Origin of the sequence: Brevibacillus aydinogluensis (genome assembly GCF_961514395.1) — a bacterium.
GTDB lineage: Bacteria > Bacillota > Bacilli > Brevibacillales > Brevibacillaceae > Brevibacillus > Brevibacillus aydinogluensis.
The window spans coordinates 2,941,532-2,963,437 of sequence record NZ_OY569118.1 but is presented as its reverse complement, the minus strand read 5'-3'; the positions used below and the strand labels follow the sequence as shown (position 1 = coordinate 2,963,437).

The window sequence follows — 21,906 nt, the reverse complement described above, 5'->3', positions numbered from 1 at the left end:
TGCCTTGCTGTTGGGGGAATAGGGCAGCGGCCTTTAGAAAAATTCCGCGGTTCCCGCCAGATTGATCATCGCCCGCATGGTTTTGTACAGGTCGTGCTGATCGGCGGCAGTGTAATATACCGTGCAGCTTTCCATTTCGTACCGGGTGCCGGGAACGATCGCGGCCATCTCTGCCTGACCGGCAAGGGTGAACTCGATGGCCAGTTCCAGCGGCGTCGTGACGGTGAGCGGCGCAATCTGCTCGACTTTGGACAGGGCCAGCCTGGTCTGCCGCTTCAGTTCGGCAGTCGCCTCCTCGCGGGACAGGCAAAGGGCGGCTGTGCGGGATACCGCCTGTTTGACCACGGCGGTACAGATGTCGGGGATGAGCGCCTTCGCCTCTTCAGCGATCAGGTTGTCCCCCGACACGAGACAGACAGGCACGCCGTACAAGCCGGCGTAGACGGCGTTGAAGCCGAATTCTCCCACCACCATGCCGTTGATGTACATGTTGCGAACACAGCCTGACATCGTGTGGCTGAGGACGCCGGGTACCCCCTGCCGCGTGTGATAGCCGATGAAGAAGGCGGCGTCATAGCTATCGTCCAACCCCTGCATCATCGAAAAGTTGCGGGGGGAGCCGGCCAACAGTCTTGCCTGGGGATGCAGCGACTCCCACAGGATGTTGTTCATGGTATTGTGGCTGTCCGCCACCACGATTTCCGTTGCGCCCCACTCCAGAGCGGCTTCGATGACAGCATTGGCGTCGTCCGTCATGAACTGGCGGCCGCGCTGGTAGTTGACCCCGGCGTTCGGATTGATGTAGCTGGTGTCGACAATGCCGGAGATGCCTTCCATGTCGACGGAGAGAAACAGTTTCATCGGGCCCATCCTTTCTCGCATGATTCCGAATTATTTCACTTCTATGAAAGCAGATTGTCTTGCCAAAGGCAACAAAGTATGCCAGCAGACCTCCGAGTCTTCGAGACGAGGGGAGATTCTTTTGATAGAGTCAATTCAGCAAGTCCCGGTAATAAGTATAACAAACGCCCGAACGTCTGCATTCGGGCGTTTGTTGCCGTGTTTCCAGTTTCTTTACACCAGCCGCTGGTACAGCGCCAGGGTGCATTCCGCCATGCGCTTGATGGTAAAGGTGTCTTCTGCCGTTCGCAGGGCGTTTTCGACGAGTGTTTCGCGCAGCTCGGGCGATTGATGCAGCTCCTGCATGGCCCGGCTCAGCCGCTCGACGTCGCCCGGTTCCACCGTCAGACCGGTTACCCTGTCCTTGACAAACTCCTTGACGCCCCCGACGTTGCTGGCGATGACCGGCACTTCCGAGGCCATCGCTTCGATGAGCGTGTAACCCAGTCCCTCGTAGAGAGAAGAGTGGACAAACGCGTCACAAGCATGCAGGCAGGCGGGGATGTCCTGGCGGAAACCGGCGAACCGGACCTTGTCCTCCAGGCGGTGTTCGCGCACCTTCGTTTCCAGCAGCGCTCGCTCCGGACCGTCCCCCACCATGACGAGGCGGACGTCCTCTGTGCCGGGATTCCGCGTCAGCTGGGCAAACGCGTCGATCAGGTGTGGCAGCCCTTTTACCGGGACGAACCGGGCGACTGTGGAGAACAAAAACGCCTCTTCGGGGATGTTCCACTCCGCGCGCAGCCGCTTCCGGTCCTCGACGCGCCGATGCGTCTGCCGGTAGGGGGCCAGGTCCATGCCGTTGTAGATGATGCTGATGCGGTCTTTAGGAACTCCCTCTTGCCGCAAAATGTCTGCAAGTGCGCCGCTGATCGCCACAAAGTGTCGGTTCCATCGGCGGGTGGACCGTTCCATCATCGTGACGGCGGCGTACGCCAGCGGATGGACGTAGTCGTAGCGGAGGTGGCTGTGTACGGTCGTGACCAGTACAGGGCCGGTTCCACGCACGGCCAACCGGGAAAAAAAGTTTGCTTTTACGCCGTGGGTATGTACAATGTCCGGTTGATAGCGGCGAAACGTGTCGCGCAGCGCCTGCAGCAGGCGCACGTCGAAGCGGCCGAACCTGTCCAGCGGGATGACGGAGACGCCGACCTTGCGCAGCTCGTCGGCGAACAGGGAGTTGTAAAAGCAAACGACCGCCACGTCCACTGCTTCCTGCGGCAGGGAGGTGACCAGGTTGAGAATATGCTGTTCCGCTCCGCCAAATTCCCCCCCGCCAATGACGTGGAGGACTCGTAATTTGCTCATGACAATCCACCCAAACCTTTATGACAAACCCTCTATCGAAAGCATTCACATCAGTCCGTTCTTCGGTAGAGGTAGATTTCTGCCGGATCAGCCAGCAGCACCGGGAAGTTACCTGCATGCTGATCCTGTAAGAAAACCCACCCGGCCATAGCATACGCTTCCCCCACTCAATGGTTGACGCTGTGTCGAGCAGGGTCCCTTGCTTCGCCGGGCGGGGCTCTCCAACCAATCGTGCAACACTGCCGTCGCGACGTGAAAGATCATCTCTTCCTGATTTGAAAACAAAGCCATTCTCACTATAGCAGATGACTGGTGGATTCGCAATAAGACTGGACTTGTGGTATCTTGGTGAAGGAGCATTACGAGAATGGACAAAAACGAGGAAGGTATCCCAATGAAGACCCGCAGTGTATTGATCATCTGTTACATATTCCCGCCGATCGGCGGAGGAGGCGTGCCGCGGCCGTTAAAAATGGCCAAATACCTGGGCGAGTTTGGGTGGAAGGTGCACGTACTGACTGTTGACCCTGTCTACCACGCTACATTGGACCCGTCCCTTTTGGCGCAGGTGCCGGCCGACGTGACGATACACCGCGCCAAGGAGTGGCCCTTGCTGCCGCGACGGGGCGGGGGTGCTGCCCCTGCTGCCGGAGGAGAGGCTGCTTTGGCCCGACGTTCCCTGACAGCGACGCTCAAGCAGCAGGCGGTCGGTTTGTTGAAAAAAGTGAAACCGTACCTGCTGATCCCCGACGACCAGATCCTTTGGCTGCCCAACGCGCTGAAGCTGGGGCGGGAGATCATCCGCCGGGAAAAAATCGATGTAATCTTTTCCACCTCCGGCCCCGTGACCAATCACCTCGTCGCCCGCCGGCTCGCCCGCGAGTTCGGGGTAAAATGGGTGGCTGATTTCCGCGATCCCTGGACGCAAAACATGCATTCGTCGGGGATCGCCTGGCGGGAGCGGCTGGAGGAGCGCATGGAAGCGGGTGTGATGGCAGAGGCTGACGCCATCACCACGGTGACGGCCACATTTGCCGAGAACTTCCGCAAAAAACACGGCAGCCGCATTCGCCGTCTGGAGCTGATCTACAACGGCTTTGACCAGGCAGATTTCGTCGGCCTCACGCCTGAGTATACCGCGCCCGGCAAGTTTCACGCCGTCTACGCCGGCATTTTGTATCAGAAGCGCAACCCGCGCCTGCTGCTGCGGGCGATCCGTGAGCTGATCGACGCGGGAGAGGTGGAGCGCGAGGACCTGCAGCTCAGTTTTGCCGGCGTGTTTGACTATCCGGGTTATTCGGAAAACCGGGACTGTGTGGAGGCGTTGCAATTGGGCGACGTCGTCCGCGTGCTCGGCAACCTGCCGCACAAACAGGCGCTCGGCCTGATGAAAGGAGCAGATGCGCTTCTGCTGATCGGGGACGTTTCGCCGGACGCCGGAGCGTACATCCCCGGCAAGCTGTACGAGTACATGGGCATTGGCAAGCCGATCCTCGCCCTGAACAAAGCGGGGGAGGCGACGCAGATTATTGAGGCATTCCGCCTGGGCCAAGTGGCCGACCCGGAAGACAAGGAAGCCGTCAAGCAGGCGTTTCTGAAGCTGTACCGCGAGTGGAAGGAGCGGGGAGCGGCCGGCGCGGCGGAACGTGACGACGACTTTGCCGAACGGGTCAAGCCGTACGAACGGCGTGAGCAGGCCCGCCAACTGGCTGAATTGATGAACGAACTGGTCGGACAATGAAAATGAGGCATGAACCTCTCAGTGTGTAGACAAAGTCCGTGGCGCATGGGTGATCGGGCTCGCTCGCTCTCTTGACGACCAGCAAAGAAGTGAATGATGTCCGCTTCAAAACGCGACGCGGGCAGGGGGCAAACATCTGGGTAGTTTGATGAAGTGAGACTTGTGCCCCCTGTTTTTTCCCGCGTCTTTCGTTTTTCCGCTGAGCAGGTCGTCAAAGGAGCTCGCTTGGCCCATCACTCCATGCCATGTACTTTGTCTCCACCTTCGGTTGATGAATGTGCAGGCCTTCCGGCCTGGAAACGATGGAAGATCGTTTCCTTGCGGACACTCAATAAAAAACAGGTTGTCTTCAGTCTGAGAGGCGATGAATTTGACTCTTTCAGAATGAAGACAAACGGATGGTACCGAAGGAGAATCACGTTTCCAGGCAGAGCGACTTGAGAGCCCTACCGAGCAAAGCAGCGATTTGCGGGAAAAAGGAGCGTCACCTTTGCATCGGTTGCGTAGCGATGCGGCTTTGGCGATCCCCCGCAAATCGATGCGGAGTGTGTAGTTTGTGCTTCCCTGCTGGGCATTGACTGGGCCCCGCCGGACGCGAGCATTAGCTTGTGTTCAGTGGGTAAAGAACGGAGTGGATGACGGAAGCGTGTTCTCCTCGCAACGGCCATTTTGCCTACAAACAGAAAGAGGCGATAGATTCGCCTCTTTTTTATGTGCGCTTGTTTAGTACAGCAGATACTTTTCCACTTCTTCCGGGTCCTTGATCTGGATTCCCGGGTCGTTGTACTTGTAAAACTGGAAGAACACCTGCTGGTCCATCGTGCCTCCTTCCGGCATCGGCAGGATGATCCAGGTCTCGAACTGATGGATCAGCCGGTCGTCCTTGCCGAACCAGAAAGTGGTCTTGATCGTGGAATCCTTTAGAACGGCCGCCATGTCCGGGCGGTCGGCCACCTGCTGGCGCAGCGGCTCAAACAGCGGACTCTTGCTCGCCGCCAGCCAGTCTGCGCCGGTCATTTTCACTTCAAACGGGACGCAAACCGTACCGTACACTTTTTCTTCTTTTAACTGTACCGCCTGTTCCATAAACGGCAGCCAGTCGTCAAAACCGGCCAGCACGTCAAACGGAAGCGGGGTTTCCCGAGCAGTCATCCAGGCATCGCCGACCCGGATGTACCGCTTGTCACCGATACGGTAATACTGATAGTCCTGGCGGGCAATCCGCGCATCCACATTGTATCCGTTTGGCTGTACGACGGCCCCGTTAAACATGCTGGTTGTGGTGCGGTTCATAATGGTTTTGACGTGGCCTTTGTACCAGAACTTCTGTGCGTCCTTGTCCGTTTTCGCACGTTCCAGCGCTGTCTTCAGCCACTCGCTCGCCGACTCGGTCTGCTGCGGGGCCGTCTTTGCCGAGCTCGTGCCGTAATTGGTGGAGGCGAACGACTTGGGCCCCGACTCGTAGGTGCATCCGGTCAATAGCAGGGTGGCAGCGAGCGCAGACAGGGAAAGCATTCCTACGGTTCGTTTACGCATGGCGAACCCTCCTTGCGATCCCGTAGCCGATCAATCCGGCAAACAGGAGGATGACGAGCGGCACGACGGGCACGTTGTGCTGCTTGAACACGATGAGGCGGTGCTTGTCGTAGATGGTGGCGACGATTTCATTTTCCTTGTCGCCGTCGATGTCACCCACCTGCACGTTTAAAAGCGGCAGGTAGATGCGCCAGGTCTGCTTCAGTCCGTCCGGGGTGTAGCGGTACCCGGACAGGTAACGGGAGTCGGTGGTGCTCACCCAGCTTTTCGCCATGGCGACGATTTCCGGCTCTGTGCTAGATCCGATCGGAGCGTAGTTGGTGAAGCGGAAGCTGCGATCGCCTTCCTCGCTTGCCCAGAGGATTTCCCAGGTGCCGTTTTGCTTCGCTTTCAGGATGTAGGACGGACTGTTGGCCACCAGCAGTTCATCGGCTCCGTCCTTGTCCAAATCGGCCGGGATGAATTCCGCGGTTGCCAGCGGCATTTCCTTGCGCGTCAGGGAGTACGCCTCCACGGCGGTGCCGTCCGGTTCCACAGCCATGACGCTGAGGTGTTCGCCCATGATGATAAGCCCCTCGCGACCGTCCGGCAGCTTCATCGTGCCAATCAGCTTGGTCGCCTTGGTCGTGGCGACAAACGGCCTGCCTTCATACGTGCCGCTCAGCAGCCCCTCTTTGATCGAGACATCGCGGTACTTCTCGCCGATCGCGCTGCGCACGTCCAGGCCGCCGTCGTTTTCCGCCAGCTTGTCCCCGATGATTTGCATGTCCAACAGCAGGGCGCGATTCGGAGCGGTTCCCACCTGCAGCATCGCTTCCGCGTAGGATTGGCGCTGCACGTTTGGCAGCAGTTGGCCGTCTTTCATCGTGTAGTACGGGAAGCCCGGGTAGTCTGTCGGCATTTGCTCCTTGATTTTAGCCATCGTCTCCGCCGCGATTTGGTCGTTGGGCATGCGCACCAGCTTGCCGTCTTTCCAGGTGAGCACGTACAGGGAGATGGGTTCGGCCTGCAGATGCAAAAGTTTGTCGGCGAGCTCCTTCCGCTCTGCTTCCGTCTCCGGCTTTTTCGGCTTTTCTTCCGGCAGGGGCAACTCCTCGGCGTTGCCGTACGTGATGATCTCCTGCTTGCCGTCTCCGTCCACGTCGTAGAGGATGACGGGGAAGTAATCCACCCAGGCTCCGTTGTAAAGGCGTTCCGATTCATACTTCAGCGTGAAGTGGCTGAGCGCGGCCAGGTTGTCCCGGTGGAAGCTGACGTTGGTCAGCACGGCGACGAGCACCAGCGCGATGACAGCCGACCAGCTCAGACGGCCGTACCATTTGGCAATCATGGCGATGACTCCGCTCGCCACCGCTCCGCCGATCAGCACGGCGGCGAGCGATTTCACGTCTACGTGGGCGAGGGCACGGTCCAGCAGCAAAAAGCCGAGCGTAAAAACGACTACCTGCCGCCGTTCGTCCGGATGTACCAGGACATATAGGAAACCGAGCAGCGGCAAAAAGACGATCAGGGCGATCCAGGAGAGGTCCAGGAACGCCGGTTTGACCAGAATGTGATAGATGAGGAACAGGGCGATTGCGTACAGCGCCCAGTTCACGGCTGACAATACACCATTGCGGCGCATGGACTCACCACCTTTTCTCTTTCGCTTGGTCGGCGTACAGTGCGCACAGGAAGCCGCCAAACAACCAGAAGTAGAGGGACATGAACGGCACCTCAAAAATGTTTTCCACCAGGTTGTGCATGGCGACGGCAAACAGGCCGCCAAACAGACCCAGCATCAAAAAGAACGGCGGCTTTCCTGCCTGTGCCCGGATGAGCCGGACCGCGTAGGCAAACGTCATGGCAATCAGCGCAATCAGCATGATGACGCCGATGAGGCCCAGCTCCGCGATGCTTTTAAACAGGTAGCTGTCGGTGTAGATTGTGCCGAAGTGGCGGGAACCGACGGCGCCGCCGTGATGGCCGAGCCCCACCCCGAACAGCGGTTCCAGCCGCATCTTGTCGTACGCCTCCCCCCAGCGGTCGAGACGTCCGGCCTGCATGCTGGATTGGAGGTACTCGGGGGTAAACAGGGTGAAGATGCGGTTGGAAATCTTCCCGATCAGGGGCGTCGACTCCGGCACGAAGTACAGGCCGATCAGGCCGACGATGCCGGCGATCACGAGAAAGCCGGCCAGCCGCTTGTTCCACAGATAGCAGCAGACGAACAGCGCCACAGCCAGCGCGATCCAGGCTCCGCGCGAACTGGTCAGCAGCAAGGTGAGCAGCGTCGTCAGCGCGACGATCCACCAGATGATGCGCTCTTTCCGATTGGCTGTTGTGACGGCCAACCCGACTGCGACAGGAGCGATCAGGGCCATGTAGCTGCCCAGCACGTTGGGGCTGGTGACAATCGAAAACGCCCGCGTCGTGACGGCTTCCCCTTCCTGCACCCACGACTGCGGCGTCTGTACGCCCAGCACTACCTGCATGATGCCGACGACCGCGGCGAGAAACCCGAACGCGGTGAGCACTTTCAGGAACACGACCAGCTGCTTTGTGTCGCGCAGCAGGTAAAAGCCGATGAAAAAGGCAATCATGTACTGGTAGACGGCGCGGAAGCCCTCCACGCTGGCGTCCCAGTTGGCCATGTCGGCCACCGTCAGCGCCAGTCCGTAGACGATGAACGCCGCAAACGTATGCTTGATGGCGGGCATGTCCCGCGAACCTTTCCAGTAGGCGAGAAAAGTAAACAGCAGGAGGACGAGCAGCAGGCCGTCATCCCACAGCGACGAGACGACTGGAATCGGCAAAATCTTTCGCAAGACGTAATCGATAACGGGGTAGGCCAGCAGGAGGTAGACCCAGGTGTCTGACTGCCTCCCCCACTTCCATACGTTCTCTTTCATTTCGTTTTTGATCCTCCTACACAGGGATTAACCCCACTATTATAATGAATGGGCGAATGCTGTCGCAAGGCGAAGGGGGATAGAGGTTGGTAGGATTACGAGAAATGCGCTATGATAACAGGTGTGCTTTTTAAGAGGATGGGCGCGTATTGCAAAGATGGGAGATTCGAACGATGAGCATATTCAAGACTGCCTCGATGATCGTCGCACTCACGTTGATCGGAAGGCTTCTCGGTTTTTTTCGCAACGTCTACGTAAGCAACCTCTACGGCACCAGTGCAGCGTCCGACGCCTTTTACACAGCGGTGACGATTCCGCAGACGCTGTTTCTGGTCGTGCCGGGAGCGATCAATGCCGTGCTGATTCCCACCATGCGCGGGCTGATGGAAAAAGAGGAGCGGACCGGGGTGCTGTACAACAAGGTGCTGACCGTCGTGTTCGCGGCGTTTCTGGCGATGGCGGTGCTGGGCGTCGTCTTTGCCCGGGAGATCGCCTGGTTGATGGGAGCACAGGAAAACACGCTGGAGATGACGGTCGACATGCTGCGGTGGATGTGGCCGTCCGCTGTTTTCATCGGGCTTGCCGGTCTGTGGTCCAGTGTTTGCAACGCCCACCAGCACTTCTTCACTCCGACGCTGGGAACGGTGGCCAACGGCGCGTTGGTGATTGTCAGCATGTATCTCCTGGTGCCGCTCTACGGACCTGACGGACTGGCCATGGCGACCACTCTCGGCTACTTGGCGGCGATGCTGACGATGCTGCCAACGCTGCGCCGATTTGGCTACCGCCACCGCTTGTCGTTTGCATGGAAAGAGGATGAAGCACTGCGCAGCATGGGCGAGCGGGTGGTGCCCATCCTGATCGGAGCAGTCGTGTCCCAGGCGACCACGTTTTTGGAGCGGGGGTTTGCCAACGGCTTGGGAGCAGGCAACGTATCCGCTCTGGCCAACGCCAACCAGATCGTGCAGATGCCGATGGCGATCTTCGTTGGGGCGTTTACTCTGCCGCTGTTTCCGCTGCTGGCCAGCCACGTGAAGCGGGGAGAGATGGACCAGATGAAGCAGATTCTGCAAAAAGGGCTGGCGTATCTGCTGATTCTGCTCCTGCCGGTGACGGCGGGACTGATCCTCTACGCCGAACCGATCGTGCGGCTGGCGTTCCAGCGCGGCGAGTTCGGCGAGCTGTCCGTCGCGCTGACCGCCTGGGCGCTGCCATTTTACGGCTTGGGGCTGTACGGGATGGCCGCCCGCGACCTGATCACCCGGGCGTTTTACGCACTGGACAACACGCGGACGCCGGTCGTGGTCGGCGTAATCGGGATCGCCGTCTACGCTGTTGCCAACTGGCTGCTGATCCCCTGGATGGGACACGGGGGGATCGCCCTGGGGATGGCCGTCTCCGTACTCTTCCAGTCGGTGCTGCTGTTCGCCCTGCTCTGGCGCAAAGTGGGTGCGCCCATCAACCGGAGCTTTGTGTGGACAGCGCTGCGGACGCTGGCCGCCTGCGCTGTCATGAGCGGCGGGATTTTGCTGGCTGATGCCTGGCTGTCCGCTCTGCCGTTGTGGTGTTACCTGCTGCTTGGGGTAACGGGCGGGGCGCTGCTGTACTTTGCGGCACTGTTCGCGCTGCGTGAACCGCTGGTCGCCGAATTGGTGCAAAAGCTGCGCAGACGGTCTACTCCCGCAGCAAACCGGTAAGCGGACATTCGCGAATGGCGTAGCGGGTCTTGCCGGAAGCACTCGGTGGAATCCGGTCGACGTGGCATACCTCGATGCTGACTTCCCCCAGTTTGTCTCGAACGGCCTCCAACAGCCGGGCTTCGTCAGCCGGATCGTACCGATCCGGCTCTTTTACCAGTTTGAGCGTCACCTGGTCCGGCCTGTGCTGGATGATTTGAAAGGTGCGGAAGCTGTCCAGATTGCGCATGATGTGGTTGAAGTAGTGGCCGTGCACATACGTACCGTGAGCGGTGACAAACATGTCGTCTTCCCGGCCGTCAATGGCGGCCAGCAGCGGATAGCTGATGCCGCAGGTGCAGGTGTCCGACGAGAGGGCGATGACGTCGCCCAACTGGTAGCGCAGCCGGGGCATGACTGTGTTGTGCAGGTCAGTGACCAGAAGCGTCCCTCTTTCCCCCGGGGGAAGGGGGCGGCCGCTGGCGGGATCGACCACTTCCAGCACGCAGTTTTCGCTGAAGGCGTGCATGCGTCCAACCGGACACTGGTAGGCGATGATGCCTCCGTCGCGGGCGCCGTATTCGTTGACGACAGGCGCCTGGAACGCTTTGGCGATTGCTTGCCGCTGGTAGTCATGAAGCGTCTCTGCCGTAGACACCACCGCTTTCAGCTTCACACCTGGACTGGCGCCGCGCGCCAGCATCATCTCAGCCAACAGGTGGAGGGCAGACGCATACCCGTACAGGTAGACTGGGCGAAACCGGCGGATTAGCTGCAGGTGTTCGTCCAGCCGCCGCTCGTCCAGGTCGTAGGCGGGTATCATCAGCCGATTTTTCAACCATCGCTCTTTCAGGCGATAGCGGCGGGCCTGCTGCTGGTTGAGTTCAAGCGGCGAGCCCCAGACCATGACGGACGGGTCGCCGATGCGAATACCGTGCCAGGAGAGCCCCAGCCAGCGGGCTGCTTCGTAGCGTTCCACAGCCGGCCGGCTCAGGTAAAAACGGGTCGGCTCTCCCGTGGAGCCGCCAGTCCGGTTGGCAATGAGCCGGGAGGGGTCTGCATCGTTGCTGAGGAACTGGTCAAACGACGCGCGGAAACGGGCCTTGCTGAGCACGGGAAGGCGCTCCAGGAAGCGAATCGGGTCGTCATCAGCCGCTTCCCAGTCGGATGCGTATTCGCTGTAGGCGGGGACACGGCGGACGGCGTGGTCCAATAAGCGCCTCAGCTTGTCCGCCTGGCGTTTCCGCAGCGCCTGCGGCGACAACTGCTGCGCCTCTCGCAGTTCGTGCAAATACTGACGCGTGCGGTTCTGTTTCAGCCGTTCCATCAACGGCCAGTGCACGCGGCGGATGAGTGTGCCTGTCAGTTGCATTGGGGGGTTGCTCCTTTCCGGCTGCCGATACAATGTTTGGAATCTTTTCCCATTAGTATGACTGCCGGATCGGGCCCCTATACCTGTTTGCCGGATGGGAGATTTCCTAGTAGGATAGAGAGAGAATTTACAGCAGGTGTGTGCACGAGGGACGGCAGCGGTTTGCCCGGACGGTTTATGTTTGTCTGTGCGTGAAGCAAACTGCCGCCGACTTGCAAAGCAACCCGGCTGTGCGGTACACGATTTGATTTGACATTGTTGCAAAGGAGTTTCCCATGACCAAAAAAAGTCAATTCCTCGCCGGGGCGTTGATTCTCGCTGTGGCCGGGATTTTGTCCAAGGTAATCGGGATGTTTTACCGCATCCCCCTGCAGGAAATCGTGGGTGACAACGGATTGGGTCTCTACCAGGAGGTATATCCGCTCTACCTCACATTCCTGATTCTGGCCACAGCGGGCGTCCCCGTGGCTCTCTCCCGGGTGATCGCCGAAGCGCTGGCGGAAGGAAAGCAGGATGCGGTCAGCCAGATTCTCGCCCGCAGCATGGTGATGATGGGCGGGATCGGGATCGTCTTGTTTGCCCTGCTCTACCTGGGTTCTCCCCTGATCGCCCGGTTGATGGGCAACCCTCATCTGATCGAACCGATTCGGGCCATTTCGCTGTCGCTGTTGTTCGTTCCCTTGATCGCGGTGATCCGGGGCTTCTTTTACGGACATCAGAAAATGCTCTACGTCGGCCTCTCCCAGATCGTGGAGCAGACGCTGAGGGTGGCCTTTATCCTGATCGCCTCGCTCTATCTCGTCTCGCTGGGCGAAGATACGGATCAGGTGATCACGGGCGTCAACTTTGGGACGATGATCAGCACGATGTTGAGCCTTGGCTTCCTTGCGTTCCTGTTGTGGCGGCACAACCGCAAGCAGCCGTTCGCGTCTGCGGACGGGTGGAAGCGGCTTGACTGGTGGTTCGACCGCACCTTTTTCCTGTCGATGTGGCGCATCGCCTGGCCGATCTGTATCAGCGCGCTGGTCATTCCGATCTTCAGCCTGGTCGACTCGTTTTTGGCGATCAACATCTTTCGCTACGTCTGGCATGTGGACGGACTGACCGCCGACACCTGGTTCGGCATCTACAGCCGTGGAGGACCGCTGCTGCAGCTGGCCAGCCTGTTCGGCTCGTCCATTGCGCTGTCGATCGTTCCCGCCATCGCCGAAGCACGGCAGCAGCGTGACGAAGAACGGGTGAGCACGCTGACCAAGCTCTCCCTGCGCTTTGCCTGGCTGATCGGCCTGCCGGCGGGTCTGGGCTTGACGGCCGTGGCTGAAGGGGCCAACCTGGCACTGTACGGAGACGTGGAGGGGACACGGGCGATGGCGATTTTGGGCGTCAGCGCCATTCCGCTTTCCCTGCTGCTGGCCACCAACGGCATCCTGCAGGGGCTGGGCCGGGAAAAAGTGCCGGCACTGCACCTCTTGTGGGGCGTGCTGGCCAAGATCGGGACGACGATCCTGTTTACTTCCCTGCTGGGGATGGACGGGCTGTCCGTATCCTGGCTGTGCGCCACTGCCCTGGTCTGTGCCCTGAACATGCGGGTGATCAACCGTCTTGTGAAGGTGGACATTCAGTGGCGCTTTGACACGCTGTATCCGCTGCTCGTCGCCAACCTGATGCTGGTATTGGCCTGGGGGGCAACGGAGACGGTCGGTTTCCTGCTGCATGGAAAAGCCCGCCTGGTGGGGGCGGTGGAAACGGTGGTCGGGGTCGGAACGGGGATGCTCGTCTACCTGGGCATGCTGCTGGTCATACCGCTGATCGAAGAAAAAGAGCTGGAGTGGCTGCCCGGAGGCAACCGGCTGCGCGGCCTGGTGAACCTGCTGCGCCGGAAAGAGTCGCCGACCGATATCCGCTGACCTCGGCCTGGCGGCATGAAAACAAGGGCTGTACCGTAAACGGAACACCTCCGATTACGGCACAGCCCTTTTCTCTGTCTGTCAAGGACCGGTGCGGCCCAGCCCCCGGCAAAAAGCCGCCCCGCTTGTTTGGGACGGCTTCACGCATATCGGTCTGCTATGCCTGCTTTTGATAGATGCAGACTACCATTTTGACAAAAAACTCACGCAAAAACGGCAGTTTGGCCAGGCCGGAGACGACCGGGCGCAGCGGTACTTCCTGCTGGTAAACCACTGGATGGTGGACCCCCTGCTGGATGCGGCGGAACCGCTTGATCGTCATCCGGTTGATGTAGGAAATGGTCTCCTTGCCATCCGGCCCCTGACCGAAGCGGAAGGAGATCCGCTCCTCGCCGTCAGGCAGGTGGCGAACCAACTGCTTGTAGGCGTCGATCAGCGTCTGCTCGGAGAAAAACGCGTGCACCCAGGGAATCCCGATGGCGTCGGAGAGATGGGCCCCGTACGGGTGGTAGTACGGTGGAAAGTTGATATACAGATGACCGCCCGGTTTCAAAACGCGGAAACATTCGTCCAGCGTCTGTTCCGGACGGTCGACGTGTTCCATCGCGTCGTTCATGATAATCGTGTCGAACGTGTTGTCATCAAACGGCAGATCGGCAGAGTCGGCGGTCATGAACGAGACCCGGTCCGCCAGCCCTTTTTCGCGGGCAAAGGCGTTTCCTTCCTCGGCGTAATGGGGCACAATGTCGATGCCGATCATCTGCTTGGGACCAAATGTGGCGTAATAGCAGGTTTTGCCTCCGCCGCCGCAGCCGATGTCCAGGACTGTCTTGTCGACGAACATCTGCTCCTGCGAATGATAGGGGAGGAAAAACTGGATCGTCTGGTCCCCTTTTTGGAACTGCCATTCGGTGTAGCTCATCGTCCCGTCGTTCGCCAGATTGAACGGGTGAACGGGGAGCGGAAACAGCTTGTTCAAACGTATCAGCAACTGGGAAGAAACGGACATCTGCACGTCCTCCTTTCGTCCGCGTTGTGGGGAGACCTGCCCCTGTCGGCGTTTTAAGCCACGTGGTCAGACTTACGCTTTGCGGCGCAGTGCCTGAAGCACCAGTTCACTGCTTTTGGCCGCTTCCTGGGCGAGCAGTTGCGAGCGTTCGGCAATCACGCGTTTTTCCCGCTCCAGGTCGGCCAGCCGCTCGTCCAAAAGGGCGAGGAGCGCCGATTCGTCCAAACGGGTGATATGGCCGGCGCTGGGCATGCCGGCCCGCTCGACAAACCGGTCAATTTTGGGATCATAGGAGATGCCGGTAAACGGCGTTTGGAGCATGCAGGCAAGAATCAGGGAGTGCAGCCGCATGCCGAGCACGTACTCGCACTGTTTCAGCACGGACATGATGTCGTGAAAGGTGACCGGCTCGTCCAACAGCTTTGCCCCCGGCTGGCGCATCATCGCGATGATGTCGCGGGAGGGAGCCAGATCGCTGGGATAGTGCATCGGCACAAACAGCACGTTCCATCCACGCTCTGCAAACAGGTCGGCTGCCCGGGCGATCGACTGCTTGAAGCGCTGCTCCTGCTTCCAGTCGCGGACCGAGATGGCAACCAGCGGCTTGGACAGGTCGACAAACTTGTCCGCCAACAGCTGGCGCCCCCGCTCGTCAGACACGTCGTCCGGCGAAATGGTCAGTGCCGGATCGGCGGTCACGTAGACGGGCGCCTTGCTCACTCCGCACGCCTTGAAATCTTCGCCTGATTCAAAGTCACGTACGGTGATCACATCTACCCGGTTCACCACCTGCTTGATCAACAGGCGGCTGATACGCTTCTGGACCGGACCAAACCCCTGAGCGTAAAACACGACCGGTTTGCCCAGCAGCTTGGCGATCGAGACGATCCCCAGGTAGTAAAGCACGCTGCGCGGACTGGTCACGTCCTGCATCAGCGTTCCGCCGCCCATCACCAGCATGTCGCTTCGCATCAACTCGCGCACGATGGTCGGCAGGCTCCAGCGGTTGTACGCCGGAATGCCAAACAGGGCCGTCGTTCGCTCCGGTTGGTTGGACAACACGGCCAGGGAAATATTCGGTTGTTCCCGACGCAGCGCGCTGATGATGCCATACAGGACCACATCGTCTCCGGCATTGTTAAAGCCGTAGTACCCGGAGATGAGAATACGCGACATGGAGTGAACCTTCTTTCTATATCAAACGTACAGGAAAAACACATTCTCAAGTATAATCGAGTAAATACGGGGAAGTAAAGCAACTCTAGAACAAATAGAGGAAGCCCAGGGCGAACAGACCGGCCCCCATAATGAGCAGGGCGATCATCAGGATCAGCATCCCCTTGTTCTTGCGGCGCCGGTAAAAAAATTCGTCAAACATGGCAAGCCTCCAAACAAGTTTTCATCCATTCTATAATCATACCATGCAAGCGCATATCCTCGCCATCCATTCAGAGGATCAGATGGGAGAAAGGGGCAGGCAGACGATGGAAGAAACATGGCTAAAGTACATCCTGTTGGTCGATCGGGATGCGGAAGACGCGTTTGTCAGCGAGGTGCTGGCCAGCGCCTACACACTCGGTTGGGTGGAGCCGCAGATCGAGGTGCTGACGACGGAAAACGGCTACGATTATGCGGAAAAGACGGACGGGCCGGTGATCGCCTACCTGTTTGAGCCGCTCAGGGAGAGCGAAGCCGAGCATGTGGAGCAGCTTCGGAACTATCTCAGCCGCTGGGGGGAGCAGGTCCGCCTTAAGGAAGTAGAGACGGTGACCGCGGAGAATGAGTCGTGGAAGGAGACATTTCACGAGGTGCAGGTGGGCGACTGGTGGATTGCACCCACGTGGACCCCGCCGGAGGCGCTGGCCCAAGCCAGACACGTGCTCTGGATCGATCCCGGCGCGGCGTTTGGCACCGGCTACCACGGCACTACCCAGGACATCCTGCTGCTGCTGCAGGAGTGGTCTCCCGCCGGCAAACGAGTGCTGGATATCGGCGCCGGTTCCGGCATCCTGTCGCTGTTCTGCGTCAAAAACGGCGCCCGGCAGCCGGTCTTTGCGGTGGATCTCAACCCGCAGAGCGAATACCAGATCCGGGTAAACCTGGCCAACAACGACCTGGCGGAGGATGCGGTGGAAATCGTATTGGGTGACGCGCTGGAACCGGACGTACAGGAGCGGCTGCCCCGGGAGGCGGATCTGATCCTGATCAATATCGGCGGTGACGAAGACGTGGCCATGCTGCCGCTGGTGCGGAAGCGAATTACGCAGGGAGGGACGGTGATCCTTTCCGGGATTGTGCAGTGGAATCGCGACAAGGTGCTGGCTGCTTACGAACAGGCCGGATTTTCGTTGGTGGCGGAGCGGCACAGTGACGAGTGGGTGACGGTCATGATGAAAGACGCCCGGGAGTAGAGATGGTACGGGAACGATTTACGCCCGATTCGTACCTGTGTCACAATGGGAGAAATGGGAAAATCGAACGCGGGGGAGGAAATTGCGATGGAACAAATCGTCATTGTCGCAGCCGGACGCACGCCGATCGGCACGTTCGGCGGCGCGCTGAAAGATGTAAGCGCTCGCAAACTGGCGGAAACGGTGATTCGCGGCGTCATTGCCAAATCGTCAGTAGATCCGTCGCTGATTGATGAAGTGATCCTTGGCAACTGCATCCAGCGGACCGATGAAGCCAACATTGCACGCGTGGCAGCCCTTGACGCCGGGCTCGGCAACCGGGTGACCGGTTTTACCGTACAGCGCCAGTGCGCCTCCGGCATGCAGGCGATCGTCAGCGGTGCCGCACAAATTCTGCTGGGGGACTGTGAGGTGGTAATCGCCGGCGGCGTGGAGAGCATGAGCAATGCGCCGTACGTGTTGAAAAACGCCCGTTGGGGCAAACGCCTCACGCACGGGGAGATGACCGACGCGATGTGGGAACTTTTGACCGATCCCCATTTTGGCATCCTGATGGGGGAGACGGCGGAACGGCTGGCGGAGCGCTACAGCATCAGCCGCGCCGAACAGGATGAAATCGCCCTGCGCAGCCAGCAAAACGCGGTGCGGGCGATCGACAGCGGCCTGTTTCGTGAGGAAATCATTCCCGTTGCAGTAACGAAGCGGGGAGCGGTGACGATGGTGGAGACAGACGAACATCCCCGTCGGGACGTCACGCTGGAGGGCCTGTCCAAGCTGAAGCCCAGCTTTCGCGAAAACGGGACCGTGACGGCGGGCAACTCCTCCGGGCTGAACGACGGGGCATCTGCGGTCGTGCTGATGAAGGAGAGCCGGGCACGGGAGCTGGGCGTCGCTCCGCTGGGCAGGATCGTCTCGTATGCCTGGGCCGGGGTGGAGCCTGATCTGATGGGATACGGACCGGTGCCGGCGGTGAAAAAGGCGTTGGCCAAAGCGGGCCTGACTCTGGCCGACATTGATCTGATCGAGGTAAACGAAGCGTTTGCCGCCCAGTATCTGGCGGTGGAAAAGCTGCTGGAGCTGCCGCGCGAGATCACGAACGTCAACGGCAGCGGCATCTCACTCGGCCATCCGGTCGGCTCCACGGGCTGCCGCATCGTCGTCACGCTGCTGCACGAAATGAAGCGCCGCCAGGTCAAGCGCGGGTTGGCCACGCTCTGCGTAGGTGGCGGAATGGGCATGGCGATGGTTGTGGAAAGGGACTGAAGCGCCAACGCTCAGGTTTAAACAAGATCTCCCCGGTCAACAATGGAAGCAGGACCCCATCAATCTCTTAGCACAGATGGGGTCCTGTTTGTCAAAGGGAGGTCTCGTTCATGCATATGTTTTGGCGCAGATACGGAAAGAGAATCGCCCGGTACGGAGCAGTCGTTGTGGCGATCGGCGTATTGGCGGCGGTCTCCTTTGCCGCCTTCCAGTTCAAACGGATGACGCGGGAATGGTACGCCCCGCTCGAGGCGGGAACGGAAGCGTCTTTGCAAGCGAAGGGGGACCAGCTGCCCGGTGCGCTGTTGGCCCAAGCCAAAACGCTGAAGCCGTTTCTTCTGCTCGTCATTGGGACAGACAGCCGGGACGGGGAGCAGGCCCGCTCAGACACGATGATGCTGGCGGCTGTGCATCCCTCCAAGCAGCAGGTGCATCTCGTCTCCATCCCCCGGGACAGCTACATGGAACTTCCCGGAAAAGGCTACGACAAGTTGAACCACGCCATGGCCTACGGCGGCCCCAAGCTGGTCAAACAGTCGCTGGAGCGCTTTTTCAACCTCAAGATCGACCGCTACGTGACGATCGACTTCGAAGGCTTCCGGCAGGTGGTGGACACGTTGGGCGGGGTGCAGATCGAGGTGAAAAAACGGATGAAGTACACTGATCCGAGCGACGACACCTACATTGACCTGAAGCCGGGACTGCAGACACTGAACGGTCAACAGGCGCTCGACTACGTCCGCTACCGCAAAAGTGACATCGGGCGGGAAGACAGCGACTACCAACGCATCGCCCGGCAGCAGGAAATCGTCCAGGCCCTGATTGACAAGGGCACGTCGGCGCAGGCGCTGGTCAAGGCGTTTTCGCTGATGGACATTCTCGGCAGCCATATCAAAACCGATCTGACCGACCGGGAGATCGCCTCCCTCCTGCTGGCCTACGGCGACACCGAGCCGAATGCGCTGACGACGGACACGCTTACGGGAGCGGACGAGCGGATCTGGCACAACGGCGTCCTCGGCTGGTATCATCTGGTGCCAAAAGAGGAGCGGTCCCGCGTTCGCCAACTGCTGATGGAGGCGCTGATCCCGTGAACACGGGCACTGGTTTCCTGCCCGGCATTGATCGGAGCAGGAAAGCGCCCGCCCTTTTTTGCAAAAATCACATCCAATTCGATTTTTTTCGTTGGAAAATTACCTATCTTTCGACTAGAATGGAAGCAGGAAGAGGTTATGAATGTGGATCGTACGGGAGAGGTAAGGCCAATAAGGGACTGGAGGGAATTTGCCCATGTCAAACGCCAAGCCTTGGATTGCCAATTACCCGCCCGAGACCGCACCGTCATTGGAATACCCCCGTGTTCCGCTGACTCACTTTCTGGAACAGTCGGCCGCGGAGTTTCCCGATCGTCCTGCGCTGTACTTCATGGGCAGGCGGATCACCTACCGGGAGCTCCTGGCGATGTCGTATCAGTTCGCCAACGCGCTGATCAAGCGCGGCGTGAAAAAAGGGGACCGTGTCGCCGTCATGCTGCCCAACACGCCTCAGGCAGTCATTTGCTACTACGGCACTCTGATGGCCGGCGGGACGGTGGTCATGACGAACCCGCTTTACACGGAACGGGAACTGATTCACCAGTTGAACGACTCGGGAGCCGAGACGATTATCACATTGGACCTGCTGTACAGCCGCGTCGCGGCCGTGAAGGCCTCCACCCCACTGAAACGCCTGATCGTTACAAGTGTGGGTGATTTTCTACCCTTCTTCAAAAAGATACTGTATCCGCTGGTGCAGAAGAAACAGGGCGACCATCCGCAGATAACCTACGGCGGTGATGTTGAGCCTTTTCTTTCCGTACTGAAAGAAAGCGCTACCAATCCGGTCAGGCCTGAGGTTGACCCGGAAAAGGACATCGCGCTTCTGCAGTATACCGGCGGCACCACCGGCCTGGCCAAGGGAGTCATGCTGACACACCGCAACCTCGTCGCCAACACGCTGCAGTGCCAGGCAGTCATGTATAAGTTCGTCAGAGGGCGGGAACGAATTCTCGCCGCCCTGCCACTGTTCCACGTCTACGGAATGACCACGGTGATGAACAAGGGCATTTCCATTGCGGCGGAAATTATTCTCGTCCCCAAATTCAACGCCAAGCAAATCCTCAAACTGATCGACAAGACAAAACCCACCTTGTTTCCCGGCGCACCTACGATGTACATCGGACTGATCAATCACCCTGATTTGCCCAAATACGATTTGTCCTCCATTACCGCCTGTGTCAGCGGTTCCGCACCGCTGCCCGTGGAGGTGCAGCGCAGATTTGAAGAGCTGACCGGCGGCAGGCTGGTGGAAGGGTACGGCCTGACGGAAGCGTCCCCCGTCACCCACTCCAATCCGATCTGGGGGAAGCGGGTCAACGGCAGCATCGGCCTGCCCTGGCCGGACACCGACTGCCGCATCGTCGACCCGGCAACCGGGGAAGAACTGCCCCAGGGAGAGATCGGCGAGTTGGCGGTCAAAGGGCCGCAGGTGATGCTCGGATACTGGAACCGTCCGGAAGACACAGCGGCTGTCCTGCGGGACGGGTGGCTGTTGACCGGAGATATGGGCTACATGGACGCAGCCGGATACTTTTACATCGTCGACCGCAAGAAGGACATGATAATCGCCGGCGGATACAACATCTACCCGCGTGAGGTGGAAGAAGTGCTGTTCGAGCATCCCGCCGTCCAGGAAGCAGCCGTCATCGGCGTGCCGGACCCCTACCGGGGCGAGACGGTCAAGGCGTTTATCGTGCTGAAGGAAGGAGCGCAGGTAAGCGAGGAAGAGCTGGAGAACCACTGCCGCAAGCGCCTGGCTGCCTACAAGATTCCGCGGTTATACGAGTTCCGAAAAGAGCTGCCCAAGACGATGGTGGGCAAAGTGCTGCGCCGCCAATTGCAGGAGGAAGAAAAGAAACGGAGCGCCGACCAAGACCAGGTCAAGACGAGCTGAAGCCCGCCAGAAGCGAACGGAAAGACAGGCGGAAACCGCCGCACAATCGCATCGACCGTGAATGCTGTCCCGTAACGCCCTCCTGATCGGGAGCGGCCTTTTTCTTGACAGACCGGGGGACAGGCTATTTCAGCAGAGGACTTCCCGGACAGTCCACTTGCCGCTTGTTTTTGGCCAGGCGGACGAGGGATTGACAGCGGATGGAGCCCTATATTACACTGTAAACATGAATGAATAATCATTCATTTTGCATTGATTCGAAGCAAACGTGGAGGTACGTATGGCGAAAAAAACGGGGGAAAAATATCAAGCCATTATTGATGCGGCTGTTCGCGTCATCGCTCGTCATGGCTATCACAGCGCTCAGGTTTCCAAAATTGCGAAAGAAGCGAAGGTAGCGGACGGCACCATCTACCTCTACTTTGAGAACAAGGATGACATTCTCATTTCCCTGTTCAACGAAAAGATGGGGGCCTTTATCGAAACCTGCCGGGAACGAATCGCTGAAGCAGAGTCGGTCGAGCAAAAACTGTACGTCCTGGTTCACGCCCATTTAAGCCAGTTGGCCCAAGACCCGGATCTGGCAAAAGTGACGCAGATTGAACTGCGCCAGTCCAATCCGGAAATCAGTGAGGGCATTGGTGCCGTGATGAAGCAGTACTTTAACCTGATTGACGAAGTGATCCACGAAGGCATGCAGGTAGGCGTGTTCCGCCCGGACATCGACGTCCGCGTGGCGCGGAAAATGATTTTCGGAACGCTGGATGAAGTGACGACATCCTGGGTCATGAAACAATGCAAGTACGATCTTGTCTCCCATGTTGACCCCATTCATAACCTCTTCCTGTACGGTATGAAGGGAAAATGACAAAAGAAAACGCTTTTTTTGCAAGATTTCGTT

Annotated in this window: 16 protein-coding genes; 8 read left to right on the top strand and 8 right to left on the bottom strand. The window is 59.1% G+C overall.

All coding sequences use genetic code 11. The features are described 5' to 3' along the window. Window positions 1-33: 33 nt before the first annotated feature. Both Q7F15_RS14560 and Q7F15_RS14555 read right to left on the bottom strand, forming a co-directional pair. Window positions 34-861, bottom strand: coding sequence for a M55 family metallopeptidase (locus tag Q7F15_RS14560; RefSeq protein WP_304414531.1), 828 nt, complete (start codon window positions 859-861; stop codon window positions 34-36). Between the two features lie 213 nt (window positions 862-1,074). Then, the gene (locus Q7F15_RS14555) at window positions 1,075-2,208 is read right to left on the bottom strand and encodes a glycosyltransferase family 4 protein (RefSeq protein WP_304414530.1); all 1,134 of its coding nucleotides are present in this window, start codon (window positions 2,206-2,208) and stop codon (window positions 1,075-1,077) included. A gap of 394 nt (window positions 2,209-2,602) precedes the next feature. On the opposite strand from Q7F15_RS14555, the gene Q7F15_RS14550 reads away from it, so the two are divergent. Beyond that, entirely contained in the window at window positions 2,603-3,949 is a 1,347-nt protein-coding gene (locus tag Q7F15_RS14550) for a glycosyltransferase family 4 protein (RefSeq protein ID WP_304414529.1), read from the top strand. 723 nt (window positions 3,950-4,672) lie between these two features. On the opposite strand, the gene Q7F15_RS14545 is transcribed toward Q7F15_RS14550, so the two are convergent. From Q7F15_RS14545 to Q7F15_RS14535, 3 genes are read right to left on the bottom strand one after another with little or no spacing between them, the layout of a single operon-like run. Continuing rightward, a complete protein-coding gene (locus Q7F15_RS14545) occupies window positions 4,673-5,485 on the bottom strand; it encodes a hypothetical protein (RefSeq protein ID WP_304414528.1) in 813 nt (270 codons plus the stop codon). Continuing rightward, on the bottom strand, window positions 5,478-7,109 hold the full coding sequence (locus Q7F15_RS14540) for a hypothetical protein (RefSeq protein ID WP_304414527.1): 1,632 nt from the start codon (window positions 7,107-7,109) through the stop codon (window positions 5,478-5,480). The genes Q7F15_RS14545 and Q7F15_RS14540 overlap by 8 nt, the downstream gene beginning before the upstream one ends. A 4-nt stretch (window positions 7,110-7,113) precedes the next feature. Further along, a complete protein-coding gene (locus Q7F15_RS14535) occupies window positions 7,114-8,376 on the bottom strand; it encodes an O-antigen ligase family protein (RefSeq protein WP_171566446.1) in 1,263 nt (420 codons plus the stop codon). Window positions 8,377-8,549: 173 nt separating this feature from the next. On the opposite strand from Q7F15_RS14535, the gene murJ reads away from it, so the two are divergent. Beyond that, window positions 8,550-10,073, top strand: a complete 1,524-nt coding sequence (murJ, locus tag Q7F15_RS14530) for a murein biosynthesis integral membrane protein MurJ (RefSeq protein WP_304414526.1) — start codon at window positions 8,550-8,552, stop codon at window positions 10,071-10,073. Here murJ and Q7F15_RS14525 read toward each other — a convergent pair. After that, window positions 10,051-11,424, bottom strand: coding sequence for a phenylacetate--CoA ligase family protein (locus tag Q7F15_RS14525; protein ID WP_304414525.1), 1,374 nt, complete (start codon window positions 11,422-11,424; stop codon window positions 10,051-10,053). The genes murJ and Q7F15_RS14525 overlap by 23 nt on opposite strands. A gap of 275 nt (window positions 11,425-11,699) precedes the next feature. On the opposite strand from Q7F15_RS14525, the gene Q7F15_RS14520 reads away from it, so the two are divergent. Then, the gene (locus Q7F15_RS14520; protein ID WP_304414524.1) at window positions 11,700-13,331 is read left to right on the top strand and encodes a putative polysaccharide biosynthesis protein; all 1,632 of its coding nucleotides are present in this window, start codon (window positions 11,700-11,702) and stop codon (window positions 13,329-13,331) included. A 157-nt stretch (window positions 13,332-13,488) separates the two neighbouring features. On the opposite strand, the gene Q7F15_RS14515 is transcribed toward Q7F15_RS14520, so the two are convergent. After that, complete coding sequence (locus Q7F15_RS14515; RefSeq protein WP_230076656.1) at window positions 13,489-14,340, bottom strand: class I SAM-dependent methyltransferase; 852 nt, start codon at window positions 14,338-14,340, stop codon at window positions 13,489-13,491. 72 nt (window positions 14,341-14,412) lie between these two features. Then, the gene (csaB, locus tag Q7F15_RS14510; protein WP_171566441.1) at window positions 14,413-15,516 is read right to left on the bottom strand and encodes a polysaccharide pyruvyl transferase CsaB; all 1,104 of its coding nucleotides are present in this window, start codon (window positions 15,514-15,516) and stop codon (window positions 14,413-14,415) included. Window positions 15,517-15,824: 308 nt separating this feature from the next. Here csaB and Q7F15_RS14505 point away from each other — a divergent pair, with 308 nt between their 5' ends. From Q7F15_RS14505 to fadR, 5 genes are all read left to right on the top strand, one after another. Beyond that, window positions 15,825-16,751 carry a 50S ribosomal protein L11 methyltransferase gene (locus Q7F15_RS14505; RefSeq protein ID WP_304414523.1) on the top strand — a complete coding sequence of 309 codons (927 nt, stop codon included), beginning with the start codon at window positions 15,825-15,827 and terminating at the stop codon, window positions 16,749-16,751. An 87-nt stretch (window positions 16,752-16,838) separates the two neighbouring features. Beyond that, a complete protein-coding gene (locus tag Q7F15_RS14500) occupies window positions 16,839-18,014 on the top strand; it encodes a thiolase family protein (RefSeq protein WP_171566439.1) in 1,176 nt (391 codons plus the stop codon). Between the two features lie 110 nt (window positions 18,015-18,124). Then, window positions 18,125-19,108 carry an LCP family protein gene (locus Q7F15_RS14495; RefSeq protein WP_304414522.1) on the top strand — a complete coding sequence of 328 codons (984 nt, stop codon included), beginning with the start codon at window positions 18,125-18,127 and terminating at the stop codon, window positions 19,106-19,108. 196 nt (window positions 19,109-19,304) lie between these two features. Continuing rightward, a complete protein-coding gene (locus Q7F15_RS14490) occupies window positions 19,305-21,005 on the top strand; it encodes a long-chain-fatty-acid--CoA ligase (protein WP_304414521.1) in 1,701 nt (566 codons plus the stop codon). Between the two features lie 280 nt (window positions 21,006-21,285). Beyond that, window positions 21,286-21,873, top strand: a complete 588-nt coding sequence (gene fadR / locus Q7F15_RS14485; RefSeq protein WP_171566436.1) for a fatty acid metabolism transcriptional regulator FadR — start codon at window positions 21,286-21,288, stop codon at window positions 21,871-21,873. Window positions 21,874-21,906 lie beyond the last annotated feature (33 nt).